At 42.1% G+C, this 22,516-nt stretch carries 17 protein-coding genes; 14 read left to right on the top strand and 3 right to left on the bottom strand.

The genetic code is table 11. From position 1 onward, the window contains the following. Positions 1-77 precede the first annotated feature (77 nt). The 7 genes from H8S64_RS20140 (at position 78) to H8S64_RS20110 (ending at position 13,024) form a co-directional block, all read left to right on the top strand. Complete coding sequence (locus tag H8S64_RS20140) at positions 78-2,810, top strand: WD40 repeat domain-containing protein (RefSeq protein WP_186978471.1); 2,733 nt, start codon at positions 78-80, stop codon at positions 2,808-2,810. Positions 2,811-2,852: 42 nt separating this feature from the next. Further along, complete coding sequence (locus H8S64_RS20135) at positions 2,853-3,386, top strand: RNA polymerase sigma factor (RefSeq protein WP_186978470.1); 534 nt, start codon at positions 2,853-2,855, stop codon at positions 3,384-3,386. Between the two features lie 66 nt (positions 3,387-3,452). Further along, positions 3,453-4,619, top strand: coding sequence for a FecR family protein (locus H8S64_RS20130; protein WP_186978469.1), 1,167 nt, complete (start codon positions 3,453-3,455; stop codon positions 4,617-4,619). Positions 4,620-4,758: 139 nt separating this feature from the next. Continuing rightward, positions 4,759-8,178 carry a TonB-dependent receptor gene (locus H8S64_RS20125; RefSeq protein WP_255469640.1) on the top strand — a complete coding sequence of 1,140 codons (3,420 nt, stop codon included), beginning with the start codon at positions 4,759-4,761 and terminating at the stop codon, positions 8,176-8,178. An 18-nt stretch (positions 8,179-8,196) separates the two neighbouring features. Next, positions 8,197-10,149 carry a RagB/SusD family nutrient uptake outer membrane protein gene (locus H8S64_RS20120; RefSeq protein ID WP_186978468.1) on the top strand — a complete coding sequence of 651 codons (1,953 nt, stop codon included), beginning with the start codon at positions 8,197-8,199 and terminating at the stop codon, positions 10,147-10,149. A 22-nt stretch (positions 10,150-10,171) separates the two neighbouring features. Further along, the gene (locus H8S64_RS20115) at positions 10,172-11,524 is read left to right on the top strand and encodes a DUF4959 domain-containing protein (RefSeq protein WP_186978467.1); all 1,353 of its coding nucleotides are present in this window, start codon (positions 10,172-10,174) and stop codon (positions 11,522-11,524) included. A gap of 9 nt (positions 11,525-11,533) precedes the next feature. Then, positions 11,534-13,024, top strand: a complete 1,491-nt coding sequence (locus H8S64_RS20110; RefSeq protein WP_186978466.1) for a DUF4998 domain-containing protein — start codon at positions 11,534-11,536, stop codon at positions 13,022-13,024. 130 nt (positions 13,025-13,154) lie between these two features. Here the strand turns inward: H8S64_RS20110 and H8S64_RS20105 are convergent, their stop codons facing one another. Beyond that, the gene (locus tag H8S64_RS20105; protein WP_186978465.1) at positions 13,155-14,015 is read right to left on the bottom strand and encodes an Rpn family recombination-promoting nuclease/putative transposase; all 861 of its coding nucleotides are present in this window, start codon (positions 14,013-14,015) and stop codon (positions 13,155-13,157) included. A 523-nt stretch (positions 14,016-14,538) separates the two neighbouring features. Between H8S64_RS20105 and H8S64_RS20100 the strand changes: the two genes are divergently transcribed. Continuing rightward, entirely contained in the window at positions 14,539-15,291 is a 753-nt protein-coding gene (locus tag H8S64_RS20100; RefSeq protein ID WP_186978464.1) for a carboxypeptidase-like regulatory domain-containing protein, read from the top strand. A 91-nt stretch (positions 15,292-15,382) separates the two neighbouring features. On the opposite strand, the gene H8S64_RS20095 is transcribed toward H8S64_RS20100, so the two are convergent. Beyond that, complete coding sequence (locus H8S64_RS20095; protein WP_186978463.1) at positions 15,383-16,633, bottom strand: aminotransferase class I/II-fold pyridoxal phosphate-dependent enzyme; 1,251 nt, start codon at positions 16,631-16,633, stop codon at positions 15,383-15,385. A gap of 272 nt (positions 16,634-16,905) precedes the next feature. Between H8S64_RS20095 and H8S64_RS20090 the strand changes: the two genes are divergently transcribed. From H8S64_RS20090 to pyrI, 5 genes are all read left to right on the top strand, one after another. After that, positions 16,906-17,718 (top strand): outer membrane protein assembly factor BamD, encoded by an 813-nt coding sequence (locus H8S64_RS20090; protein ID WP_099293909.1) that lies wholly within the window; start codon positions 16,906-16,908, stop codon positions 17,716-17,718. A 30-nt stretch (positions 17,719-17,748) separates the two neighbouring features. Then, positions 17,749-18,102: a DNA-directed RNA polymerase subunit omega gene (locus H8S64_RS20085; protein WP_099293907.1), complete on the top strand. Its 354-nt coding sequence runs from the start codon at positions 17,749-17,751 to the stop codon at positions 18,100-18,102. Positions 18,103-18,171: 69 nt separating this feature from the next. Next, a complete protein-coding gene (gene coaBC / locus H8S64_RS20080; RefSeq protein WP_186978462.1) occupies positions 18,172-19,380 on the top strand; it encodes a bifunctional phosphopantothenoylcysteine decarboxylase/phosphopantothenate--cysteine ligase CoaBC in 1,209 nt (402 codons plus the stop codon). Between the two features lie 385 nt (positions 19,381-19,765). Further along, positions 19,766-20,677, top strand: coding sequence for an aspartate carbamoyltransferase (pyrB, locus tag H8S64_RS20075; protein ID WP_186978461.1), 912 nt, complete (start codon positions 19,766-19,768; stop codon positions 20,675-20,677). A 17-nt stretch (positions 20,678-20,694) separates the two neighbouring features. Next, positions 20,695-21,153, top strand: a complete 459-nt coding sequence (gene pyrI, locus H8S64_RS20070; protein WP_186978460.1) for an aspartate carbamoyltransferase regulatory subunit — start codon at positions 20,695-20,697, stop codon at positions 21,151-21,153. 72 nt (positions 21,154-21,225) lie between these two features. Here the strand turns inward: pyrI and H8S64_RS20065 are convergent, their stop codons facing one another. Beyond that, positions 21,226-21,519, bottom strand: a complete 294-nt coding sequence (locus H8S64_RS20065; RefSeq protein WP_099293902.1) for an HU family DNA-binding protein — start codon at positions 21,517-21,519, stop codon at positions 21,226-21,228. A 339-nt stretch (positions 21,520-21,858) separates the two neighbouring features. Between H8S64_RS20065 and H8S64_RS20060 the strand changes: the two genes are divergently transcribed. Next, on the top strand, positions 21,859-22,455 hold the full coding sequence (locus H8S64_RS20060) for a master DNA invertase Mpi family serine-type recombinase (RefSeq protein ID WP_186978459.1): 597 nt from the start codon (positions 21,859-21,861) through the stop codon (positions 22,453-22,455). Positions 22,456-22,516: the final 61 nt, after the last annotated feature.

Genomic DNA, 22,516 nt, shown 5'->3' with positions numbered 1-22,516 from the left:
TGTAAAAAGGAAAATTAAGGCGATAAGGAACTTTATAAACTTTATGCACCTTATAAATTTTATAAACTGCTTTGACTATGGTGAAAAGAATTGCGTTAATCATATTGGGTGTTGTTCTCTTGGGGGGAATCTTGGTTGCGTTATGGTGGGTGAACGAGCGGGAGCGGGATGCTGATGTCCCGAAAGAGGCGTTTATTCCTTATAATTCTGCCGTGGTGGTTAATGTAAATTCCAACGCGAAGCTGTCACCTAAAATCGAGAAAGCTTTCGAGAAAGAGATAGCGGCATACAAGTCCGGTTTGGCGCACCGGGTGGTGGACACTTTGTTGAAGCAACGTTTGGTTGATTCTGCTTCATGCGTGCTGGCGTTTCGGGTAGAGGGGAAACAGGCTGTTCGTGGTCTGTACGTGTTGAGCAGGAGCGGTATGTTTGCTCGCGGAGAGGTAAATAATTTGTTGTCGAAGATGTTTTCGACGGGGGAAATACAGGAACGGAAATACGATAACCGGTATTTGTACTCCGTGAGGCGGGGAAAAGAGAGCGTGTGCTATGCCGTGATTGGCGGTATGGTGCTCGTGTCGGATTCCGAGTTGTACGTGGAGGACGCTGTCAAACAATTGAATGACAAGAGCGAGGGTAAGAAAGATGATGCGCCCCGTTACGCGAACGTGAACCGTTATTTTTCAGCGGGGGCGGGATTGAACGTGTTTTTGAATACGACCTGTTTCACGGATGTATTGCCGCTGTTGTTGCAGAAAGATTTTATATCCAAGCAAACCGATGTATCCAAATGGTTTCAATGGGGGGCTTTGGACGGGGATGTCAGTGCTGATGGAATCAGTTTTAACGGATTCATGCATTGCGACGGTTTGCGAGCCTCTTATCCTGCCGTGTTGAAAGGTCAGACACCTAAGACATCGCGTTTGGACGGGGTGTTGCCTGTCGACGCGAAAAGCGTGAGTTTCTTGACGTTGAGTGACGTGAAGCTGTATTTGGATGCTTTGGATACCTATCGTTACGGGGCGGGTAAAGCGGAGAGGGTGCGGAAGCGGAAGCAGGAATTTGCCCGTCTGTTCGGGGAGAAGAGCGAGGTAGAATGGCAAAATCTGTTGAAAGGAGAATGGGGAAAAGGGGTGCTTGCCTATGACGCGTCCCGGAAAAAAGATGACGGGGTAATTGTCGTGCACGTGAAAGCGGGAAGCCTCGCGAAAGAGTTGCTCGACAGGATGCTGAAATCGTATGCGGCAAAAACGGGAGTTGGTGACGGTTCTTTAAAATGTACTTTTCAACTGGATAAAGATAAAACGGTCGGTTATTTCAAAATGCCCGTGCCGGATTTTGCCGGGGTGATGTGGGGCTATATGTTTGACGATATCGCGACGAATTACGTGCTGGTGGAAGATAATTATGTCGTTTTTGCTTCTTCCGAGCGGGCGATACAATCTTTTGCCAAAGATTATATGCGTCGGTTGAGCGTGCGGGATCAAGAATGGTACAAGAAATTGCGAGTCAAGTTGTCGGCGAAGTTCAATTGGATGTATTTGTCGGAGATGACTTCCATGTTGCCTTATTACGAGAATATAACGAAAGGGGTGTTGCATGCTCTGTTGGAACGGAATAAAGAGAATATGGAGGTATTTTCCTCTTTAGCGTTACAGTGGGTATGCGAGGGCAGTATGTTCTATCACACTTTATTCTTGAGCACGGAAGAGGTGGAGCAAAAGCAGGCTCAAGTGATGTGGCAGACCAAACTGGATAGCAAGCTCACGATGAAGCCTGCTATCGTGACAAATCATAACACGAGAGAACGGGAACTTTTCGTGCAGGACGAGAGCAATACGATTTATTTGATCAATGACGTGGGGCGTATCCTTTGGAAGTTGCCGATAGAGGGGAAGATTAACAGTGAAATTTATCAAGTGGATATGTTCAAGAACGGGAAATTGCAATATCTTTTCTCCACGCCGACTCATCTTTACTTGATAGACCGGAACGGGAATTATTTGCCCCGTTATCCGTTGGCGTTCAAATTTCCTTGCGAGCGGGGTATTTCGATAGCCGATTACGAGAACAACAAGAATTACCGGATTTTTGCCCCGGGAGCGGATCATAATATTTATCTCTACGAGTTGTCGGGTAATTTCGTGAAGGGATGGGATACGCCGAAAAGTGATAATGATATTGTATCGAAGATTTATCATTTTCGGGTAGAGGGAAAAGACTATATCGTGTTTGCCGATCGTTATCGTTTGTATATCCTTGACCGACGCGGAAAAGAGCGGGTGAAGATATCTACCTTGTTGAATTTACCGATGAACACGATGCTCTACTTGACCAAGCAGGGAGGAAATTCCCGGATTGCTTTCCCGGACGCTAACGGAGAGATTTTGTTGGTCGATCTCCGGGGAAACCTGCAACGGGTGAAGGGGGAAAAGATGACAGGCGGTGGCTGGCTGAACGTGGAAGACGTGAATAGTGACGGACGGGACGAGTTCGTGTACACGTCGGGAAATACTTTGCGAGTATATGACGGTCAAGGGAAGTTGCTGACAGAACGCCAATGGGATAATGCCGCGTTGGGCTACCCGTACACCTATCGTTTCTCCGCCAGAGATGCACGAATCGGTCTATTGGACGAGCGAGGGGAGCGTTTATTCCTGCTTGATATGAAAGATATGTCAAAAGGATTCCCTATTCGCGGAAATTCACCTTTTTCAATCGCTTTCTTCGATCAGGGAAATGCTTCCGGGTTCTACTTGTTTGCCGGGAGTGACGGAAATCATATTATAAAATATAGGGTGCAACGATAAAAGTTATATATTTGTTCAAGTTTTACGAAAGTCGGTGATGTTATGAGTCGTGGTAATAATTTTGATACTTTTTTCAAATCTTTTTTCAATCCGGTTTGTTTGTTTATCGAACGGGTAATGGGAGAGGAAGAAGGAGTTACCGACTTGGCTCAAGACGTTTTTTTGAAGGTGTTCGAACGATGGAAAGAATTTGACTCGGAGGAGAATGCGAAAGCTTTTTTATTTGTTTCTGCCCGTAATATTTGTTTCGATCGGTTGAGGCGAAAACAAGCGGAGAGTAATTATGTTTCCCGTTATTTACAAGAAAATGAATTTAAGACTTCTACCTTTTTGCAAGAGGTGATGCGTCAGGAAACTTTTCGTATTCTTTATTCAGCTATCGATAGTTTGCCGGAACAAACCCGGCAGGTGATTTTATTGGGGATGGACGGGAATTCCAATCAAGAGGTGGGGGAATTGCTCGGGGTGTCGATTAATACGGTTAAGACGTTGAAAAAGAATGGATATGCTGCACTTCGGGAAATATTATCTAAAGAATATTTAGTCTTGTTATTGATTTTGTTGGGAGAATTTTAAAAAAAATTACTTCTTCATTCACCCGTTTTTTGGGAGGTTACGTCTTTACTTGTAAAATAATGACACATGAAGGAAGATTTAATAGATACGTTTAAAATTTCTCGTTTGGTTGCTGCGGATATAGCCGGATGTCTTGACGATACGGGACGTCGTGAATTGGATGCGTGGCTTCGAGAGTCTGATGAAAATCAGGCCGTTTATCGGGAGATAAGGGGGGATTTCGAGAAAGGAAAAAGGCAATGGCCTTATTCCGAGAGGCAGGTGGAGCAACAGTTGGCGATGTTTCATCGGTACAGGCGGAAGAAGATTTCTCGTGGAATTGGTGTTTGGTGGCGATATGCGGCGGTGTTGGTATTGCTACTTGGCATAGCCGGAGTGATTCGTTGGCAAGCGGGTAGTAGAGAGAGGGAAAAAGAGCTTGTTCCCATTCAAATGGCTCAAGGAAATGCCGTGTTGGTTTTATCAACGGGTGAGAGAATCGCGTTGGATGATACGCTGCGCTCGGTGAGAGGAGAGGCATCCGTGGATATTCGGGTTGCCGATCAAAAGGTTTCTTACCGGAAAGAGAATGAGTCTGCGCTTGAGCAAGTGTATAATACACTCGTAGTTCCTCGTGCCGGAGAGTTTAAAGTGGAGTTGGCTGATGGGACAAACGTGTGGTTGAATGCGCAAAGCGAGTTGCGGTATCCAGTGCAATTTTGTGGTAAACAGCGGGTTGTTTATCTGAAAGGAGAGGGGTATTTCGAGGTGGCTTCTGATCGGGAGAAGCCTTTTATAGTGAAGACTTTTTCGGATGTTGACATAAGAGTGTTGGGGACAAAATTCAATGTATCGTCTTACGAGAATGATGCCTATGTGACGACCACGTTGGCGGAGGGGAGTGTGGAAGTGATTATGCCGGAAGAAAGCGTAAAGATTTCTCCCGACGAGCAGTTGGTGTTCAATAAAAATGATAATTCGTTCCGCCTTCGTGAAGTGGATGCATCTATTTATTCCGCGTGGAAGGATGGTCTTTTTATATTTGAAGATCAACGGTTAGAACAGATTATGGAGCAATTGAAACGCTGGTACGAGATGGATGTATTTTATTCCGGTGAAGAGGTGAAGAACTATCAATTCTCGGGTGATTTGAAAAAATATGACGGCTTCGAGAAGATTGTAAAAATGTTGGAAGAAGTGGCGGGTGTGAAAATAGATATTAAAGGTAAATGTGTAACAATCGGGGCTAAATAGAAAAACGGAAAGGCTCCTACCCCTTTCCGTTTCATGAACATTTAGTCCATAATTATAAATTCAGTATTACAAAACTATGAAAAAAAAGCGAATGTATGCATACCTTCGGGGAAGGTGCGTGTTAAAAAATTGTAAGATTATGAGATTTGGAATTTATTTGTTGTTGTTGACCACGTTTGTCGCGAATGCCAATGGTTTTTCCCAGAATACTAGGGTTACCTTGGATTTGAAACAGCGTTCGATGCTGGAAATTATTCAAGAGTTGCGCAAGACGTTTGATTATCGTTTTCTGTACAAGGGGGAAGATTTGGAAAAGTGTGGAAAACGAGATTTGAAAGTGAAAGATGCCGAGGTTGATGAGGTAATGAATCAGTTGTTGTATGGTACGGGATTGACTTGGCGGTTGGAAGATGGTGTAGTATTAATAAAAGCATCGCAAGCAAAGGCTGTGGAACAGGAAAAGAAATCTATTCGTTTGAAAGGATTCGTGTACGACACGAAAAAGCAACCGATTCCGGGAGTGACGGTGAAGGTATCCGGTGTGGCCTTGGGAACGTCCACGAATGCAGACGGGTGGTTTGCTTTGGATTTACCCATGCTGAAAGGGACGTTGGAATTTTCTTTTATCGGCTTTAAAAGGGAAACGTTGGACTTTTTCGAGAGAACGGCAAAGGATACACTTCGTGTTACCATGAAAGAGGAGAGTCAGGAACTGGATGAGACAGTGGTCGTGGCGTTCGGTACGCAGAAAAAAGAGAGCGTGGTATCGGCTATCACGACGGTACGTCCGATGGATTTGAAATCCTCAAACAGTGACTTGACTTCAAGTTTTGCCGGTAAAATCGCCGGAATGATCGGTTGGCAAACGGGAGGTCTTCCAGCCGCCTTGACCGAGGAAGAGATGAATACAAAATTTTATATCCGTGGAATCACGTCATTTCAGACTGGGGCGAATATAGACCCGTTGATCCTGTTGGACGGAGTGGAATCTTCCAAGTTGGACTTGGCACGCATTGCCCCGGAGGATATTGAGTCTTTCAGCGTGATGAAAGATGCCTCTGCCACGGCTATGTATGGTGCCCGTGGAGCGAATGGTGTGATTTTAGTGACCACGAAGAAAGGACAGGAGGGAAGCGTGTATGCCACGGCTCGTTACGAGGCTGTATTTTCGATGCCGACAAAAGAACTTGATGTCGTGGATCCCATTGATTACATGAAAATGTATAATCAGGCTTTGCTTGCTCGCGACCCATTGGCAACTCCTAAATATAGTGTAGAACGGATAAATCGTACAGCCTCTGGTAAGTATCCTTCTTGGGTGTATCCGGCTAACGACTGGTATAAAATCATGTTTAAGGATTATAATACAAACCATCATTTAGGGGTGAATATTCGTGGGGGAGGAAAAGTGCTTCAGTACTATGCTTCCGTGAATTACAATCGTGATATGGGTATGTTGAAAACGGACAAATTAAATGATTTTGACTGTAATATCACGAATAATCAAACTTCGTTCAGAGCTAATTTGAATATAGATTTGAAAGCCGGTATTAAGTTGGTGATTAATTCTTCGACGACAATAGATAAATACCATGGTCCGCTAGAGAGTGTTACTCAAGCTTATTCATTAGCGTTTAATGCTTCTCCCGTGGATTTCGCTCCACTTTATCCCGGGGATGATACTTACAATTGGCCTCACCTTCGTTTCGGGACAACAGAGTCTGAAAAACAAATTAATCCTTATATGCAATTGCATAGAGGGTATCTGGAAAGGACACGTTATTCTACAACGAATAGGGCAGAATATATTCATAATCTTTCCAGTCTCGTGAAAGGCTTGGAAGCGAGAGCAAGTGTTTCCGTATCACAAGCCGGCTATTATACTACCGGTTTTAAGACGATACCGGCTAAATATTCACTGCTTAATTACGATTTTGAAACGGGCAAACATACTTTACAAGATTTATCCGTAACGTCTTACAGGGCTTTAACGATAGATCCTGATGCCAGGGTTTCAACAACCAACACGAGGGTTACGTATGAAGCACGCCTGTTGCATTCTGCGGCTTGGAAAGAACACCAAACTTCTTTAACAGCAGTTTTTCAAGCTTCGGAATATACCTATACACCCATTCAAAAAGTGTTGGACGGGATGCCACAACGTAACTTGACGTATTCTATGCGTGGGAGTTACGGGTATAAAGACCGTTATTTTGTTGAAGGTAGTTTTGGATATAACGGTTCTGAACGTTTTGCCGAAAATAACCAAATGGGCTTTTTCCCTGCTGGTGGGATTGCATGGGTTGTAACCAGCGAGCCTTTTATGGCGTCGACGTCTAAATGGTTGGATTTTTTGAAGTTCAGGGCATCCTACGGGCAAGTCGGTAATGACGGTATCGTGGCCTCTCCCCGCTTTGTTTATTTGCCTAATTTAGTGGGACAAATGGGATTTACGGATCCGGAATCCGGTACAGGTGGTAGTGCTTTTGTGGCTAAAAAAGTACTATATTATGCTAACGAGAAAATTAAATGGGAAATTGCGGAACAGTTAAATTTGGGTATCGAAACGAAGTTGTTCAAAGGTCTTGTAGAATTCACTTTAGATGCTTACCAAGAAATCAGGCATAATATTATAGGGTACCGTACGAATGTACCGGCAAACATGGGTATCGAGTATTCTCAATTGGATAATATCGGTAAATCCCGTTCTCGTGGAATTGATTTTTCCGGTAAAATACAACATGCTTTCACGCCTGATTTTTGGATTATTTTGAATGGAACCCTTACCTATAATAAAGTGGTGTATAAAGCTATTGAAGAAGCCAGTGACAAACCTGTATGGCAAAAGAAGGTAGGAAAAGAAATTTCTCAAGCGATAGGGTACATCGCGGAAGGGGTATTTCAAGATCAGGCGGAGATAGATAATTCACCCAAACAAAGTGGTGGTAGTGGTGTGAAGCCCGGGGATATCCGCTATCGTGATATCAATGGTGACGGCATGATTGATGTGAACGATGCCACGTTTATCGGTTTTCCGGAGACACCCCGGTTGATATATGGTTTTCAAGGATTTATCAATTATAAAAACTTTGAATTCAGTTTTGCATTTCAAGGTTCAGGCAAGCGTTCGTTTTTCATGAATCCAGAGAAATTGTCACCCTTTGTTGATGACCACGCTATGCTGACAGCTATTTATAAAGACCATTGGTCGGAAGATAATATGACGAAGAAGCCATTTTGGCCCCGGTTGTCGACATATAATTTAATACAACATAATCCCGAGGAAAATTGGTATGATAGTAAGGCGTCCGAAGTCCGTAAGAGTACATATTTTATGCGGGAATGTCGATTCTTGCGTTGTACTTCTTTGGAGGTGGCGTACAATATGCCGCGGAAATTGATGGAGCGATGGAAATTGCAGAATGTGAAATTTTTTGCACGTGCCAATAATCCGTTCTTGATATCCAATTTTAAAATATGGGATGTTGAATTAGGTGAAAACGGTTTTAATTATCCGATTCAAAAAACCTATACGGTAGGCTTGAATTTTAGTTTCTAATTTTAATGCACGATGATTATGAAGCATTTTTATTCGTTATTGTTGATATTAACCATACTTTTTCCCGGGTGTAACTACTTGGATGTCGTTCCAGATAATGACATTGAAACGATTGAAACTATTTTTGAAAAACGGGATCAGGCAGAAAATTGGTTTAAATTTTGTCATACCTTCTTGATGCCTTATACTACTTCTATCATTTCTAACCCGGCTTACACCGGGGCAGATGAGGTGGTCGCCGGTGACTTTATTCGGCAGCAATTTGCGTATAATTGGGCAGGTTTTTATATAGGAGATGGTTTACAAATGACAGCGGATCCTTACGGGAATATTTGGCGAAAAGATGCAGCTTACAATGCAATCCGTTATTGTAACACTTTTTTGGAGAAGATTGGTGGGGTATATAACATGGAAGAACAAGAGAAAGTGCTGTGGATTGCTGAAATAAAGGCTCTTAAGGCGCATTATTATTTTGAATTGCTTCGTCGGTACGGACCTATAATCTTGGTTCCGAAGAATGTTGCCACAAATGCCGGTATCGGGGAAATGAAACAACCTCGCGCTCCGTTTGATACTTGTGTCGAAGAAATCGTTACTTTGTTGGATGAAGCGATGAAGGATTTGCCCCCGATGAATCAAAAATCAGTAAGCCGTAGGGCTTATCACAGTTTGGAATCAGCGGCGGCACTTAAGGCTATGGCTTTGTTTTATGCGGCTTCCCCTTTGTTTAATGGCAATCCGGCTTTGGCGAATTTTACCAGTAAAAGTGGGGAAAACTTTTTCAACCCAACTCCTGACCGGGAAAAGTGGAAGCGGGCAGCGGAGGCTGTAGATACGGCTTTGATGATTTGTTTGGAAAATGGTAAGAAACTTATATCTAATAAGACAGATGGGGCAGTAGAAGATGATCGAGGGTTACGTGATATTATGTTGGATATTGAGGAGTCATCTTTAGCAAGAAATTTTGAAAGTAGCGAAGCTATTTTTATGATTCAGTATGAAAATCGTGCTACCACATCATGGACAAGGTGGACTCGCCCTTATTTTAGGAGTGGGACACCTGATTATAATGCGGATCTTATCGGGTGTATTGCCCCAAGTATTAAAATGGTCGAGATGTATTACACCGAGCATGGCGTGCCTATAGATGAAGATCGTACATGGGATTATTCTTCTCGTTATCAAATAGGAAAAGAAACAGATACTAAATATAGAAACGTTGTTTTGCTTGATGCTGATAGTGTGTTACGTTTGCATCTTCGCAGGGAACCTCGTTTTTATGCACATATCGCGGCAGATCGCTGTTATTTCCAGAGGGGAGAGACTATTCATGCGGAGAATGATCTTGTGAGAGCCTATCAAGGTGAACGATTCGGGACGTTATATACGCGAATATCTAATTCTCAAGCGCAGAATTTGACGGGATATTACATGAAAAAAGGTTCTCGTTCCTCTCAAAGCAATCTAGATTACAAAAATACGTTCTCTAATGAAGAGGCTTGTGTGCTTATCCGTTTGGCTGATCTTTATTTGATGAAAGCGGAGGCTTGGAACGAGTATTTGGAGATTCCCGATAAGGAACACGTCTATGATCCGTTGAACGCGGTGCGTGAAAGGGCCGGAATTCCCGATGTGGAAGAGGCATGGCAGAATTACTCTACGGATCCGGGAAAGGTGAGAACGAAGGTTGGTATGCGTCAGATTATTAGGCAGGAGTGGAATGTGGAGTTCGCTTTTGAAGGCAGGCGTTTCTGGAATTTACGTCGTTGGTTAACGGCTGCCGAAGAATTGAACGCAAAACTTTACGGGTGGCTTGTTACCGGGAAGACTCAAAGACAATTTTATAATAATTTCGAGGGGCCTGTGGTGGTGTGGTCTAAAAGGCAATTTATTGCCCCGAGAGATTATCTTTTCCCGATTCGTAGTGAGGAGATTCTTATTTCGGGTTGCGAGCAGAATCCCAATTGGTAAATAGATAAAAAATCAAAGAAGTATGAAAAAGTTAATATATATATTATTGGCACTTTGGGCGTTTTACGGTTGTCAGGATGACGATGCTTATTTTGAAACCTCGATACCGGCTGAAAATTTGTCTTTTACTCCTATCCCGGGAGGAGCTATTATGCATTACAAGTTACCTTCCGACGGGGACATTCTTTATATTCGTGTACGTTACGAGGATGCTTTCGGTAAAGCGATGATTTGCTCCGGTAGTTACGCGTGTGATTCCTTGGTTTTATTGGGTTTTAATGAAGCGCAAAAGGGGGTGCCAGCCCGTGTGACTCTTTGTAATAATAATGATTTGGAGTCGGAACCTGTGGATGTAACTTTTGACACGAAAGATTCGGGACCTGTATCCTTTTTTGAGCATTTGGAAGTTTATCCTGCTTGGGGTAGTATTTGCCTCAACTATGATATTAAAGAAGAGTCGAAGGGAATGGCGCACGTGTTTTATGTTGGAGAAGATCCTGTGAGTAAACAGCCGGACACGCTATTGATTAATAGTTTTGTTTTGGCTCAAGGAGCCGGTTCTTTACAAATAACCCCTCAACAAGTTCGTCCTTCTTATGATGTTGTGGTTCGCACGGAAGATTTTCGTGGGTATATGGTGAAAGAGAAGGTGTGGCAAAATGTAGAACCTTTGCAAATTGAAAAATTGAATCCAGTTGATTTTGATTTTTATGATCCGGAAAACTTTTCAATAGAAGATCCAGTGTACAGATTAGGTAAATCATATTTGTTTGATGGAGATTTAAAAGGAGAATCTTGTTTTGGTTGGGAGGGATGGGATAATTTCTGTACTTATCTGTCAAAAGAGCATTGTCTCGGTAAACCATTATTTATTATTGATATGAAAGAACAGAAACTTCCTGCTGAATTTAGGCTTTATGCTATGTTGTATGTGCGAAACTCTTTTCCCATGGGACCTAGTGATTGGTATCCCGGATGGTTAGAAAAATACGGTGATATTTGGACGAGTTGTTATGCATCTAAATTACCAAGTAGCGTAACCGTTTACGGTTCTAATGATATGGCAGATGATGCTTCATGGGAAGAAATTGTGCATTTCGAGCAAGATCGGGAGATTGACAATGAATTGAGATGGTGTAAACGTTGTAATAATGGGGACTATGAATATGAAATTCCAAGTTTGGACGCTCTTTCTTTTGCAGAGCCTTGTTATATGCGATTAAGTTGTCCGGCTACCGGAAATGAATATCGTTATGTGAAATTCGTGATAAATGAGGTGTTTTATAATCCTGCGGGTTTTGAAAATGCCACGAGTGGTTCTAATTATAACAAACATGTAACTATTCACGAATTGGAAATTTATACAGCAAAATAAGGTCGTGTTATGAAATTGAAAAGATATTTATGGTTTATCGTTTCCCTGTTATTTTTTGGGGGATGCGAAAGTTTGGAAGATACGTATAGTGATTATGCCGGGGAAGGTACGATTCGTTATCTGGGAAAGTGCAATGATTTATCTGTGAAGCCCGGTTGGCAAAGATTAATCGTAACGTGGACAAATCATGTAGATCCGGCAATAGACAAGGTTAAAGTCAGTTGGACATTAGATGGGATTACGAGAGATTCCTTGCTAGAGAAAGGAACCACGGAATGTAATATACGGAATTTGGAAAATGCAACTTATGAGGTTGCCGTGTGCAGCGTGGATAAAGATGGGAATTGTTCGTTACCTGCTTTAACTAGCGAACGACCTTATACGCTTGACCACGAGAGTATAAAGTCGTTCACGCGAATGTTTGACAAATATTTCTTTGTTGGGAAGCATTTGGCGATTGTTTTTAGCGAGTGGCAAGGTGATGTTGAAACAGCTAGTTTAAATTATTATTCGGGAGGAGAACGTAAGATTTTAGAATTAGATAGCGTTTTTGTTACCGATAATAAATATTGTTTGGTTCCGGATGAGATAGATGCGGGAACAAAAGTAACGATTAACCGTAGTGGGCGATTGACTGGATGTTCGGATTTGATTGTTTTCAATCCTTATGAGTTGACACGTGATAACCGAACCTATACACCCGATTTTAAACAATGGCTCCGGGAAAAATATGGACAGTCGGAAATTACGGAAGCATTCGTGAATGCCCGAACAGAATTGGAAATAGATTATGATATAAATTCGTTTGAGGATATATTGAATTTCCCGAATTTGAAAACGTTGGTCTTGGGGAAAAATCGTTATTTGAGTGAAGGCAACTTGGGTAAAAATAAGAATGCAAGTAAGGTTTCCGATCTTGAAATCAGTACGTTTGCGCTGGATGTTGCTTGTAAAGTAAATGGGTTGAAGGTGGAACGCTATAACGAGCATTATTTCCCGATTGGGGAACATTCTTTTATCGATGATCTGCCTAATCCAAAGCTTCCGGAAGACTTATCTTTCCTTAATAGTCAAAATTGGACGTATTCTTGTTCGAATGAAGAATACGAGTATGGAATTGATTTTATATTTGACGAAAGCTCCACGAGAGGATGGCAACCGTCAATACATTCTAAACTTCATACTTACGAGATGGTTGTAGATATGCAAGAAACTCAAACCGTAAATGGAGTACTGGTTACCCAGAAATTGTCGGTTCCTTCTTCCGCGTACGAGAAATGTATTGCTAAGAAAATCCAGATTAAGGTATCTGTGGATAATAAAACTTGGAAAGATGCAACTCATGTAATAGAGAATACTTTGGGAAATACGGTTGGAGAAAGTACAATGATTATACTCCCTGTTCCCTTGCATGTTCGTTATTTGAAATTTGTTGTAAGAGATCAAGCCTACAACAAAACTTTTTATACTATATCATTGGGTAAAATAAAAGTGTTTTAAGCGTGTAAGGTGTATAATTAAACCTATAAGTAAAGACCGACCGAAAAGTAAAATTTTCGGTCGACTCTTTTTTTATTCTCTTCTGGGTAAGAAAAAAGGAGTGTATTAAATATTTCAAGTTTGTTTGAAATTACAAAGCCTCGATTTCTTTCAAAGACAACCCGGTCACTTGGGCAATGGATTCCGTGGACATGCCGAGTGCTTTCATGTTGCGGGCTACTTTTCGTTCACCTTCTTTAATACCTTCCTTGATACCCTTTTTAATACCTCGAGCTAACCCTTGTTGCTCGGCGCTGTAAAATAATGTTTTTTCCGTGCTAATGGTATCCCAGAATTTTTCATAGCCAAGAAGTTGCGCAGGAGTAAATGCCGCTTCCTCGATAGCTTTGACAGCTTTGTTTACCTCTGGGTTGGATAATAAATCTTCAGGTACGAAAACGGTGTGTTCGTCAATTTCCGTGAGGTATCGTAGCCAGAGAGCCTGCATTTTCTTTTCGGTATAGGTGTGCGGTGTAAATTTGGGTAGTTCCACGAACACGAGTTGTAAGCCATTAATCACTTTGTTGGAATCCTTGTCATGCACGAGTTTGTAGTGATGATAATATTCCTTCATCTCCGGTTCGAAAATATCGTTCACGAGATTGAGTGAATAAACAGGTTGTAACAAGTGATAATTTTCCCCGTTGCCGATTTGTCGCACGTAGGCTTTCGAGGCGTTGAATAATACCCTGTACTTGAATTCCGGCGACCATATCATTTGCATCTCGACGATAAATTGCCTTCCCAACTTGTCTTTGCACCTCACGTCAACAATACTGTTTTTTTTCCATGGATTGTCGGGCACCATTTCAGTCGGCAAATACTCTATGTCCGTGATTTCTTCCTCGGGAGCGAGAGGAAGCAAGGCGTTGAGTAAACTCATTACCAAATCGGGATGTTCTCCAAATACCCGTTTGAATGTTAAGTCTGCTTTGGGGTTCAAGTATTTCATGGCGTCTTGTTATTTATTTGTTTTTCAATCAATACAAAATTAAGGATTTAAATTGAATCTTGCAATTATAGCTGGTATGGAATCAGGTATGTTTTTCGTTGAGAACGGGAAGAAAAGAGGGTGAGAATAGGAAGAGAACGGGCTACAACTCCAGAGATACTCTCGAGTACCACCCGACTAACACCGGATACGTCCATTGGAATACGATTTGTATAGTGATGGAGTTGTTCGGGTGAATCTTTATCATATCAAGATTTCTTCCCGTTTATGTGGAAAATTGGACGAGAAGCATGGATGATTTATTTTCTTTTTTTTGTTTGCTTGTTTTTTTAGTGTATTTTCTTAAATTTGTGAGGATTACATGATTAACGAAGATACTTATGGTGAGTCGGGGGAAACAGACGTGTAGAATCTTGAAAGAGATTCAGAAACAAATAGCGGAGAGTACATCGTTTTCGTGTGCTGGTATCAAGCTGATTGCTTGGGTACTTATGTGAATGAGGAAATAAAGATACGATAACAGATGAATAATTGGGGATTGGCACCAAAAGTTTTAGGGATTGAACGTCACCGTTTGCAGACGGACGGGGAAGGGGGTTCCACGTTGGTGGCGTTTCATGGTTGCCCGTTGCGTTGTCGGTATTGTTTGAATCCGCAATCGCGGGATGAGGTTTGTGTGGGAGAGGAGGAGATTGTTGTCAAAGGTCGGGTGACGGATAGTGTGGGGAACCCGTTGGTGAGCGCGCATATCGTGGAAAAGGGGACAACAAGGGGTACATGTAGTGACAAAGATGGGTGTTTTAAGTTACGGGTGTCGGGCAGGTTACCGATATGCATTTCGTACGTGGGATATGAAACGAAAGAGGTTTGGGTGCCGAAGTGTGGGTTTTCTGATTTGAGGGTTGTGTTGAATACTGAAGTCATAGCATTGAATGAAATTGAATTAGATAATTATTTGCGTGTCCATAAAAAGTATGTTTTAACAGGGGCGGTTGTTACCATGGGGGCATCGCCTTTACAAGCAGACGGAACGTTTCGGGTAGAAGGGCGTGTGGTGGATGAGAACGGAATCCCTTTGTTGGGTGTTGAAATCTATCGTAAACGGTGTAAAAAAGAAATCCACGTGTGTTATGTCAAGCATAAGGGAGAGTTTGAGTTTCCCTTGAAACGGCGTAGGCAGCTTTGGTTTGTTAAGGAGGGGTATTTGCCGCAGAAGGTGAAGGTCAAGAAGAAAAATGCCAAAGGTTTGCAGGTGGTGCTGAAAAGAGAAGAATGATTTTGCAGGTGAGTGGATATAAATTAACCCCAGAAGTTCGATAACGACTTCCGGGGTTAATTTGTTTTATTTTTACGGCTTTCGGTAAATATTATAGCGCATTGGCATCAACCACCACGTCTTTGCTGTATTCACCGTTAGCTAATTTTTGAGCCACGTTTTTGAACGCTTTCACCGTGTAGTCCACATCTTCCAGCGTGTGCATAGCGGTCGGAATCAGGCGGAGTAACAATTGTCCTTTCGGGATTACGGGGTAAACCACGATAGAGCAGAACAAGTTGTAATTCTCACGTAAATCCATAGCCACTTGGGTACCCTCGGCAACGCTACCGGACAGGTAAACGGGGGTTACAGGTGAATTGGTAACACCGATGTTCAGTCCGTCTGCTTTTAAACCGGCTTGCAAGGCACGAACGATAGTCCATAATTTTTCACGTAATTCCGGACGGGTTCTCAATAATTCCAATCGCTTGATCGCACCTTCAACCATCGGCATCGGGAGTGATTTGGCGAAAGTCTGAGAACGCATATTGTATCTTAAATACATACAAATGTCTTCATCGCAAGCGATAAATGCTCCGATACCTGCCATCGCTTTGGCAAAAGTGGCGAAATAAAGATCGATTCCGTCCATTACCCCGAAATGGTCGCCCGTTCCGGCTCCATTGGGACCCATGGTTCCGAAACCGTGAGCGTCATCCACGAGTAAACGGAAGTCAAAGTCTTTCTTCATGGCAACGATTTCGTCCAATTTACCGAGGTCGCCAGCCATACCGAATAGACCTTCGGTCACAACCAAGATACCGCCACCGGTGTTCTCAACCCATTTGGTCGCTCTTTCCAGTTGTTTGCGGAGGCTATCCATGTCATTGTGCTGGTACACGTATCTTTTCGCGGGAGATAAGCGAAGACCGTCCATGATACAAGCGTGGTCTTCCGCGTCATACACGATGCAATCGTGACGGCTGGTCATGGCGTCGATGATTGACACCATTCCTTGATAACCGAAGTTCAGCAAAAATGCATCCGGTTTGCCGACAAATTCAGCTAACTGTGATTCCAGATACTCGTGACGAGAAGTCTGTCCGCTCATCATACGAGCACCCATCGGGTATGCCATTCCGTATTTAGCAGCGGCTTCAGCATCCGCTTTCCGAACTTCCGGGTCGTTAGCAAGACCGATATAATTATTCAAACTCCAGTTTAATACTTCCTTACCGCGGAATTTCATACGAGGGCCTATTTCGCCCTCTAATTTCGGGAAAGAGAAATAGCCATGAGCTTGTTTGGCATATTGACCAATGTTTCCCTTCTGTTTTCTTACTCTTTCAAAAATGTCCACTTTGATAATATTTTGAAATTCTTAATTTTGTATTTCTAATATGGAAACAAAGGTAACTAAAAAAATGTATTCCGAATAGGTTCTGCCGAAAAGTTGTGGGGCAGGGAAACGAAATACGCTTAAATACTTAGTCTTTTTTTCGCCGGTGGCGAAAGTTACAAGTTGCAGGTTACAAGTTCTTCATCCTAAATTTTAAATTCTAAATTAAATAAAAATCCTTTTGTAGATTGATTTTATTCATATATCTTTGCCTGATGCAAAAAAGGCACTTTATGATGAAGAATTTTATAGGATTTCTGCTTGTAATATTTTTGATGAGTTCATGTGGTGAATACCAGAAACTTCTGAAGAGCGGTGACAATCAACAGATTTATAAAAAAGCTGTGGAGTACTATAACAACGGGGATTACACGAAAGCGTCCAACTTGTTTGACGCCGTTCGCTTGGCTTTCCGAGGAAACACGAGGGGGCAAAGTGTGGCCTATTACCGGGCGTTCTGTAGCTTCAACCAGAAAGATTATGAAGTGGCTGCCGAGTTGTTCAAAAATTTCGTGTCACAATACCCGGAAAGTTCTTATGCTGAAGAATGTCTTTACATGATCGGGTATTGTAATTACAAGGCATCCCCGAAAGCCCGCTTGGATCAGACGGTGACTCAAAGTGCTATTGAGAGTTTCAATTTGTATTTAAGCCGTTACCCCAACAGTACCCGTAAGGAACAGATTAACGCGTACATGGATGAAATGCGGGATAAATTGTCATATAAAGATTATCTAAGTGCCCGGAATTATTACTTGAGAGAAAGATATAAAGCTGCCGTGGTGAGCTTGGAAAACTGTTTGAGAGATTATCCCGGTTCCAAATACCGTGAGGAAATCATGTACATGTTGTTCAATTCCAAGTACGAGATGGCTGTAAATAGTGTCGAAGACAAGAAATACGAACGTTACAACGCGGCGAAAGAGGAGTACTATTATTTCGAAGAGGAATACCCGGAAAGCCGCTATGCCAAAGAGATGGCTAAGAAGTACGAGGATATCAACGAGTTCTTGAAAACGTATGATATCAATGAAGAGGATGATTAACCAGATAAAATAATAATATTCAAATTAACCATGGTAGATTTTAAGAAAGTTAAAGCGCCGAATAATACTATTACTCGCAATCCGGCTGTATTGGCTAGTAAAGCTGATAATATTTACGAGGCTGTTGCGGTAATCGGTAAGAGAGCTAATCAGATTTCGGTTGAAATGAAAGAGGAGTTAAGCAGGAAACTTCAAGAGTTTGCCTCTTACGCGGATAATTTGGAGGAGATATTTGAAAATCGGGAGCAGATAGAGATTTCCAAATATTACGAGCGTTTACCTAAACCGGTATTAATTGCTACTCAAGAGTTCGAGGACGGGGATATCTATTTCCGTGCATCGTCCAAGGACAAGGTTGAGGCAAATAGTGCGGGAGAGGAATAGTTCGATTTTTAAAAGAATAATATACCTGAAAGTGATCCGCTTTCAGGTATTTTTAGTTTTGAACGCGTTATGCTAAAAGGGAAACATATTATACTGGGAATTACGGGTAGTATCGCGGCTTACAAGGCTGCAACGCTGACTCGTTTGCTCGTGAAAGAAGGGGCTACCGTGAAAGTGGTCATGACACCGTTGGCGAAAGAGTTCATCACCCCCTTGACGATGGCCACGTTGTCCAAAAGTCCGATTATGGTCGATTTTTATAATCCGGAAAACGGGGATTGGAACTCTCACGTTGATTTGGGATTGTGGGCGGATCTTTATTTGGTGGCGCCCGCCTCGGCTAACACGATCGGGAAAATGGCGAACGGGATAGCCGACAATCTGCTGCTGACGACTTATCTTTCCGCCAAATGTACGGTGATGGTTGCCCCGGCAATGGATTTGGATATGTATCGTCATCCGGCGACGCAACGAAATCTGGAGATATTAAGGTCATTCGGGAATATTATTATTGAACCGGAAAGCGGAGAACTTGCCAGTGGACTGATCGGGAAGGGAAGAATGGAAGAGCCGGAACAAATTGTCGAATTTTTGAAAAGGCATTTTGAACGGCAGGAAGATTTCAAGGGAAAGAAAGTGTTGATCACGGCGGGACCTACTTATGAAAAAATTGATCCGGTTCGTTTTATCGGGAATTATTCTTCCGGTAAGATGGGAATAGCTTTGGCGGAAGAGTTAGCGGGACGCGGGGCAGAGGTATTGCTTGTTTGTGGTCCCGTGAATCAGAAGACAAGTCACCCTGCTATCCATTGGGTGGATGTGGAGTCCGCTTCACAAATGTGTGAGGTTGCCGTGAAGGAATTTCCCGGTTGTGATTTGGCTATATTAAGTGCGGCGGTAGCTGATTTTACCCCGAAAGAGAAAGCAAATTGCAAGATAAAACGGGAAAAGGAAGATTTGCTACTGGAATTGATGCCGACTCAAGACATTGCGGCAGAGTTGGGACAGATGAAAAAGGATTCGCAATTGCTGGTGGGATTCGCGTTGGAAACGAATGACGAAGAGAGTAACGCGTGTTCTAAAATGCAGCGGAAGAATTTGGATATGATCGTGCTGAATAGCTTGAATGATAAAGGGGCCGGTTTCGGTGGTGATACCAATAAGGTTACAATCATGCACCGGGAGGGAGAAAAGAACGTCTACGAGTTGAAGACGAAGGTAGAAGTGGCAAAGGATATTGCGGATCAAATAGCTGCAAGATATTTGATGGGTTCATAAAGTTGAGCTTTCAGCTCTTAAAGTTTATAAGGTTTATAAGGTAACGGGAGTCCTTCGGACGAGTTCATAGACTTTGTGAACCTTATAAACTTTATAAACCTTTGACTGAAAGGGCAAATACTTTTGCCCTTTTCGATGGGTGAAATATTTTGGAAAATAAAAATGAAAATCACTTTGTTCGGATAGAAATTATATCTAATTTTGTATTCCGATATGAAGATAGAACATCAAAATATTCGGCGAAGATTGTTATTATGCCTACAGTTCAGGCAAAAACATGATCGTTGCTGTTTTAAGATACAGAAAACCAACATTGTCGTTAGTTGACAACGTTGGTTTTTTTTTATATGGATGAGAAAGAACATAAACACTTAAATGTAGCAATATGAATAAACGTAGCTTAGTATCCATTACCGACTACTCGAAAGAGGACATTCTGGAAGTATTGAAAATCGCTTCTGAATTTGAGAAAAACCCGAATCGCAATTTGTTGGAAGGAAAGGTAGTAGCATCATTGTTTTTTGAACCGTCTACCCGTACGCGATTAAGTTTTGAAACGGCCATCAGTAGAATGGGAGGCCGCATCGTGGGATTTTCCGATGCATCGTCTTCCAGTACAACGAAAGGAGAATCTTTGAAAGATACGACCAAGATGGTGGATAACTACTGCGATCTGATCGTGATGCGCCACCCGTTGGAGGGAGCTGCCCGTTTCGCGAGTGAAGTTGCCAACGTGCCGGTGATCAATGCCGGTGACGGGGCCAACCAACACCCGACGCAGACGATGTTGGACTTGTACTCGATATACAAGACACAAGGTACGCTTGAAAACTTGAATATATTCATGGTGGGTGACTTGAAGTACGGGCGTACGGTTCACTCTTTGCTACAAGCCATGAGTCACTTTAACCCCACTTTCCACTTTATTTCACCGAAAGAGTTGGAAATGCCTCAAGCTTACAAGTTGTTCCTCGACAAATTGCACATTCCTTACTACGAGCACTCGGAATTGGACGACGTGATTAATGACGCAGATATTCTCTACATGACTCGGGTGCAACGCGAGCGTTTCGCTGACCCGTTGGAATACGAGAAAGTGAAAAACGTGTATATACTGAAGAATTCCATGTTGGCAGGAACGAAAGACACGATGCGTATTCTCCACCCGCTACCCCGTGTGAACGAGATTGACGAGGATGTGGACGATAACAAGAAGGCATACTACTTCCAACAGGCTCTGAACGGCGTGTTTACCCGTCAGGCAATTATTTTCAAGACATTAGGTTTAAAATGGTAATTAAAGAAGAAAAAGATATGGCAGCAAAAAAAGAATTACAGGTGAGCGCCGTGGAAAACGGTACGGTAATAGACCACATTCCTGCTGGTAAATTGTTTGACGTGATCAACGTGTTGGGGATTCAAGATCTGGAGAACACGGTTACTTTCGGGTATAACCTTGTTAGTAGTAAGCTGGGAAAAAAAGCGATTATCAAAATCTGGGATAAATTCTTGAAGGATGATGAGGTGAATAAATTGGCTTTGGTTGCTCCTACTGCCAAAATCAATATTATCCGGGATTTTGAAGTATCGGAAAAGAAAGCCGTGATGGTACCGGAGCACGTGGAAGGCATAGCTAAATGCGTGAACCCGAAATGTATCACGAACAACCAGAAGGTACGTACGAAATTTGATGTGGTAGGTAGTTCTCCGATCGTTTTGAAATGTCATTATTGCGAGAAATTGACAGATCAAGAGCATATTGTGATTATCTAAGATAGACACTCGAAATTGAAAATGAGGCTGACCGCTTGCCGGAAAGCCTCATTTTGTTTTTATCAGACAGGGTTATTCCTTCTTGACCGATTTTTCTTTTTGTTTTATTTTCACGGACTTGCTGGCTGTAAATTTGATGTAATCGTAGGGTAAATAGGTTTCTACTTTGTTCGTTGCCAGGTTGAAACGTTCTCTTTTCTTTTGCTGTTTCACGCTTAAGGTTCCGAAATCTTGAATAGTTATCTTTTCTCCAGCTTCTAAAGATTCCAGAATGCAAGAGATGAAAGTGTTGATAACAAGAGTAGAAACTACTTGGCTTTGCCCGCATTTCTCGGCAACTCTTTTGGCTAATTCTCTTTTGTTCATAATTAATTTTCGCGTGGTATTTGAGTTTATATTTTAATTTTGAATGATTTAACGCTATTTTGGCAATAATCTGTCAAAATATTCGTTCATTTGCACAGACAAATATACCAATTTTTGAAAAAACTGAGTCAATCGTTACTAAAAATATTACGTATAAGTCGTTAGATTGTAAATTCAAATAGCTAAAATATCTGTTATCCACGCTAAAATGGGTGTCCAATTAAACGAACGTTTTTATTGACAACTGTATTGCTGTGTATTTGATGATTATGACTTTGTAGTTATAAAATTGCGACCCTTTGTCTGAAGGTTCATATTTTATTTTTTAAAGTTTTGATTATGATAATAGGTTATTTGCGGGTCAGCACGGGGAAGCAACATGTTGAAAACCAAAAAGAAGAAATTCAGAAATTCGCGGCCCGAAGGAATTTGAAAATTGATAAATGGGTAACAGAAGTTGTTAGCGGTAAAAAGAATGAACACGATCGTAAGCTTGGAAAACTATTGAAAAGTTTAAGGAAGGGAGATGTGTTAATTGTGACGGAATTGTCCCGTCTAAGTAGGACTTTGTTGAATATCATGTCTATCCTGCACCGTTGTTTGGAAAAGGAGATTATCATTTATAGTACGAAAGATGGCTACGCTTTTGATAATAGTATAAACAGCAAGGTGCTGGCATTTGCGTTTGCGCTGGTGGCAGAGATAGAGCATAACTTGATTTCTATGAGAACGAAAGAAGCGCTGGCGCATCGGAAGTCGGAAGGTGTTCGCTTGGGACGTCCCCTTGGGGCTATAAAACAGCAGGTTATATTGGAGAACAGAGAAGAGATACATCGCTTGTTGAAGAGTGGAGTTTCGGTTTCGGCTATCTGCCGGATGTATAACGTATCGCGGGAAACATTCTATACCGTGAATCGGAAACATCCGTTGATATAATAAAAAGGCTGCCAAAAAAGTGAATTGGCAGCCTCGTTTTGTTTTACAAACGTGTAAACTT

The sequence above is a fragment of the Butyricimonas hominis genome, assembly GCF_014287455.1.
Classification (GTDB): Bacteria; Bacteroidota; Bacteroidia; order Bacteroidales; family Marinifilaceae; genus Butyricimonas; species Butyricimonas muris.
The sequence above is the reverse complement of the archived record's forward strand: the minus strand, read 5'-3'. Positions and strand labels throughout refer to the sequence as shown.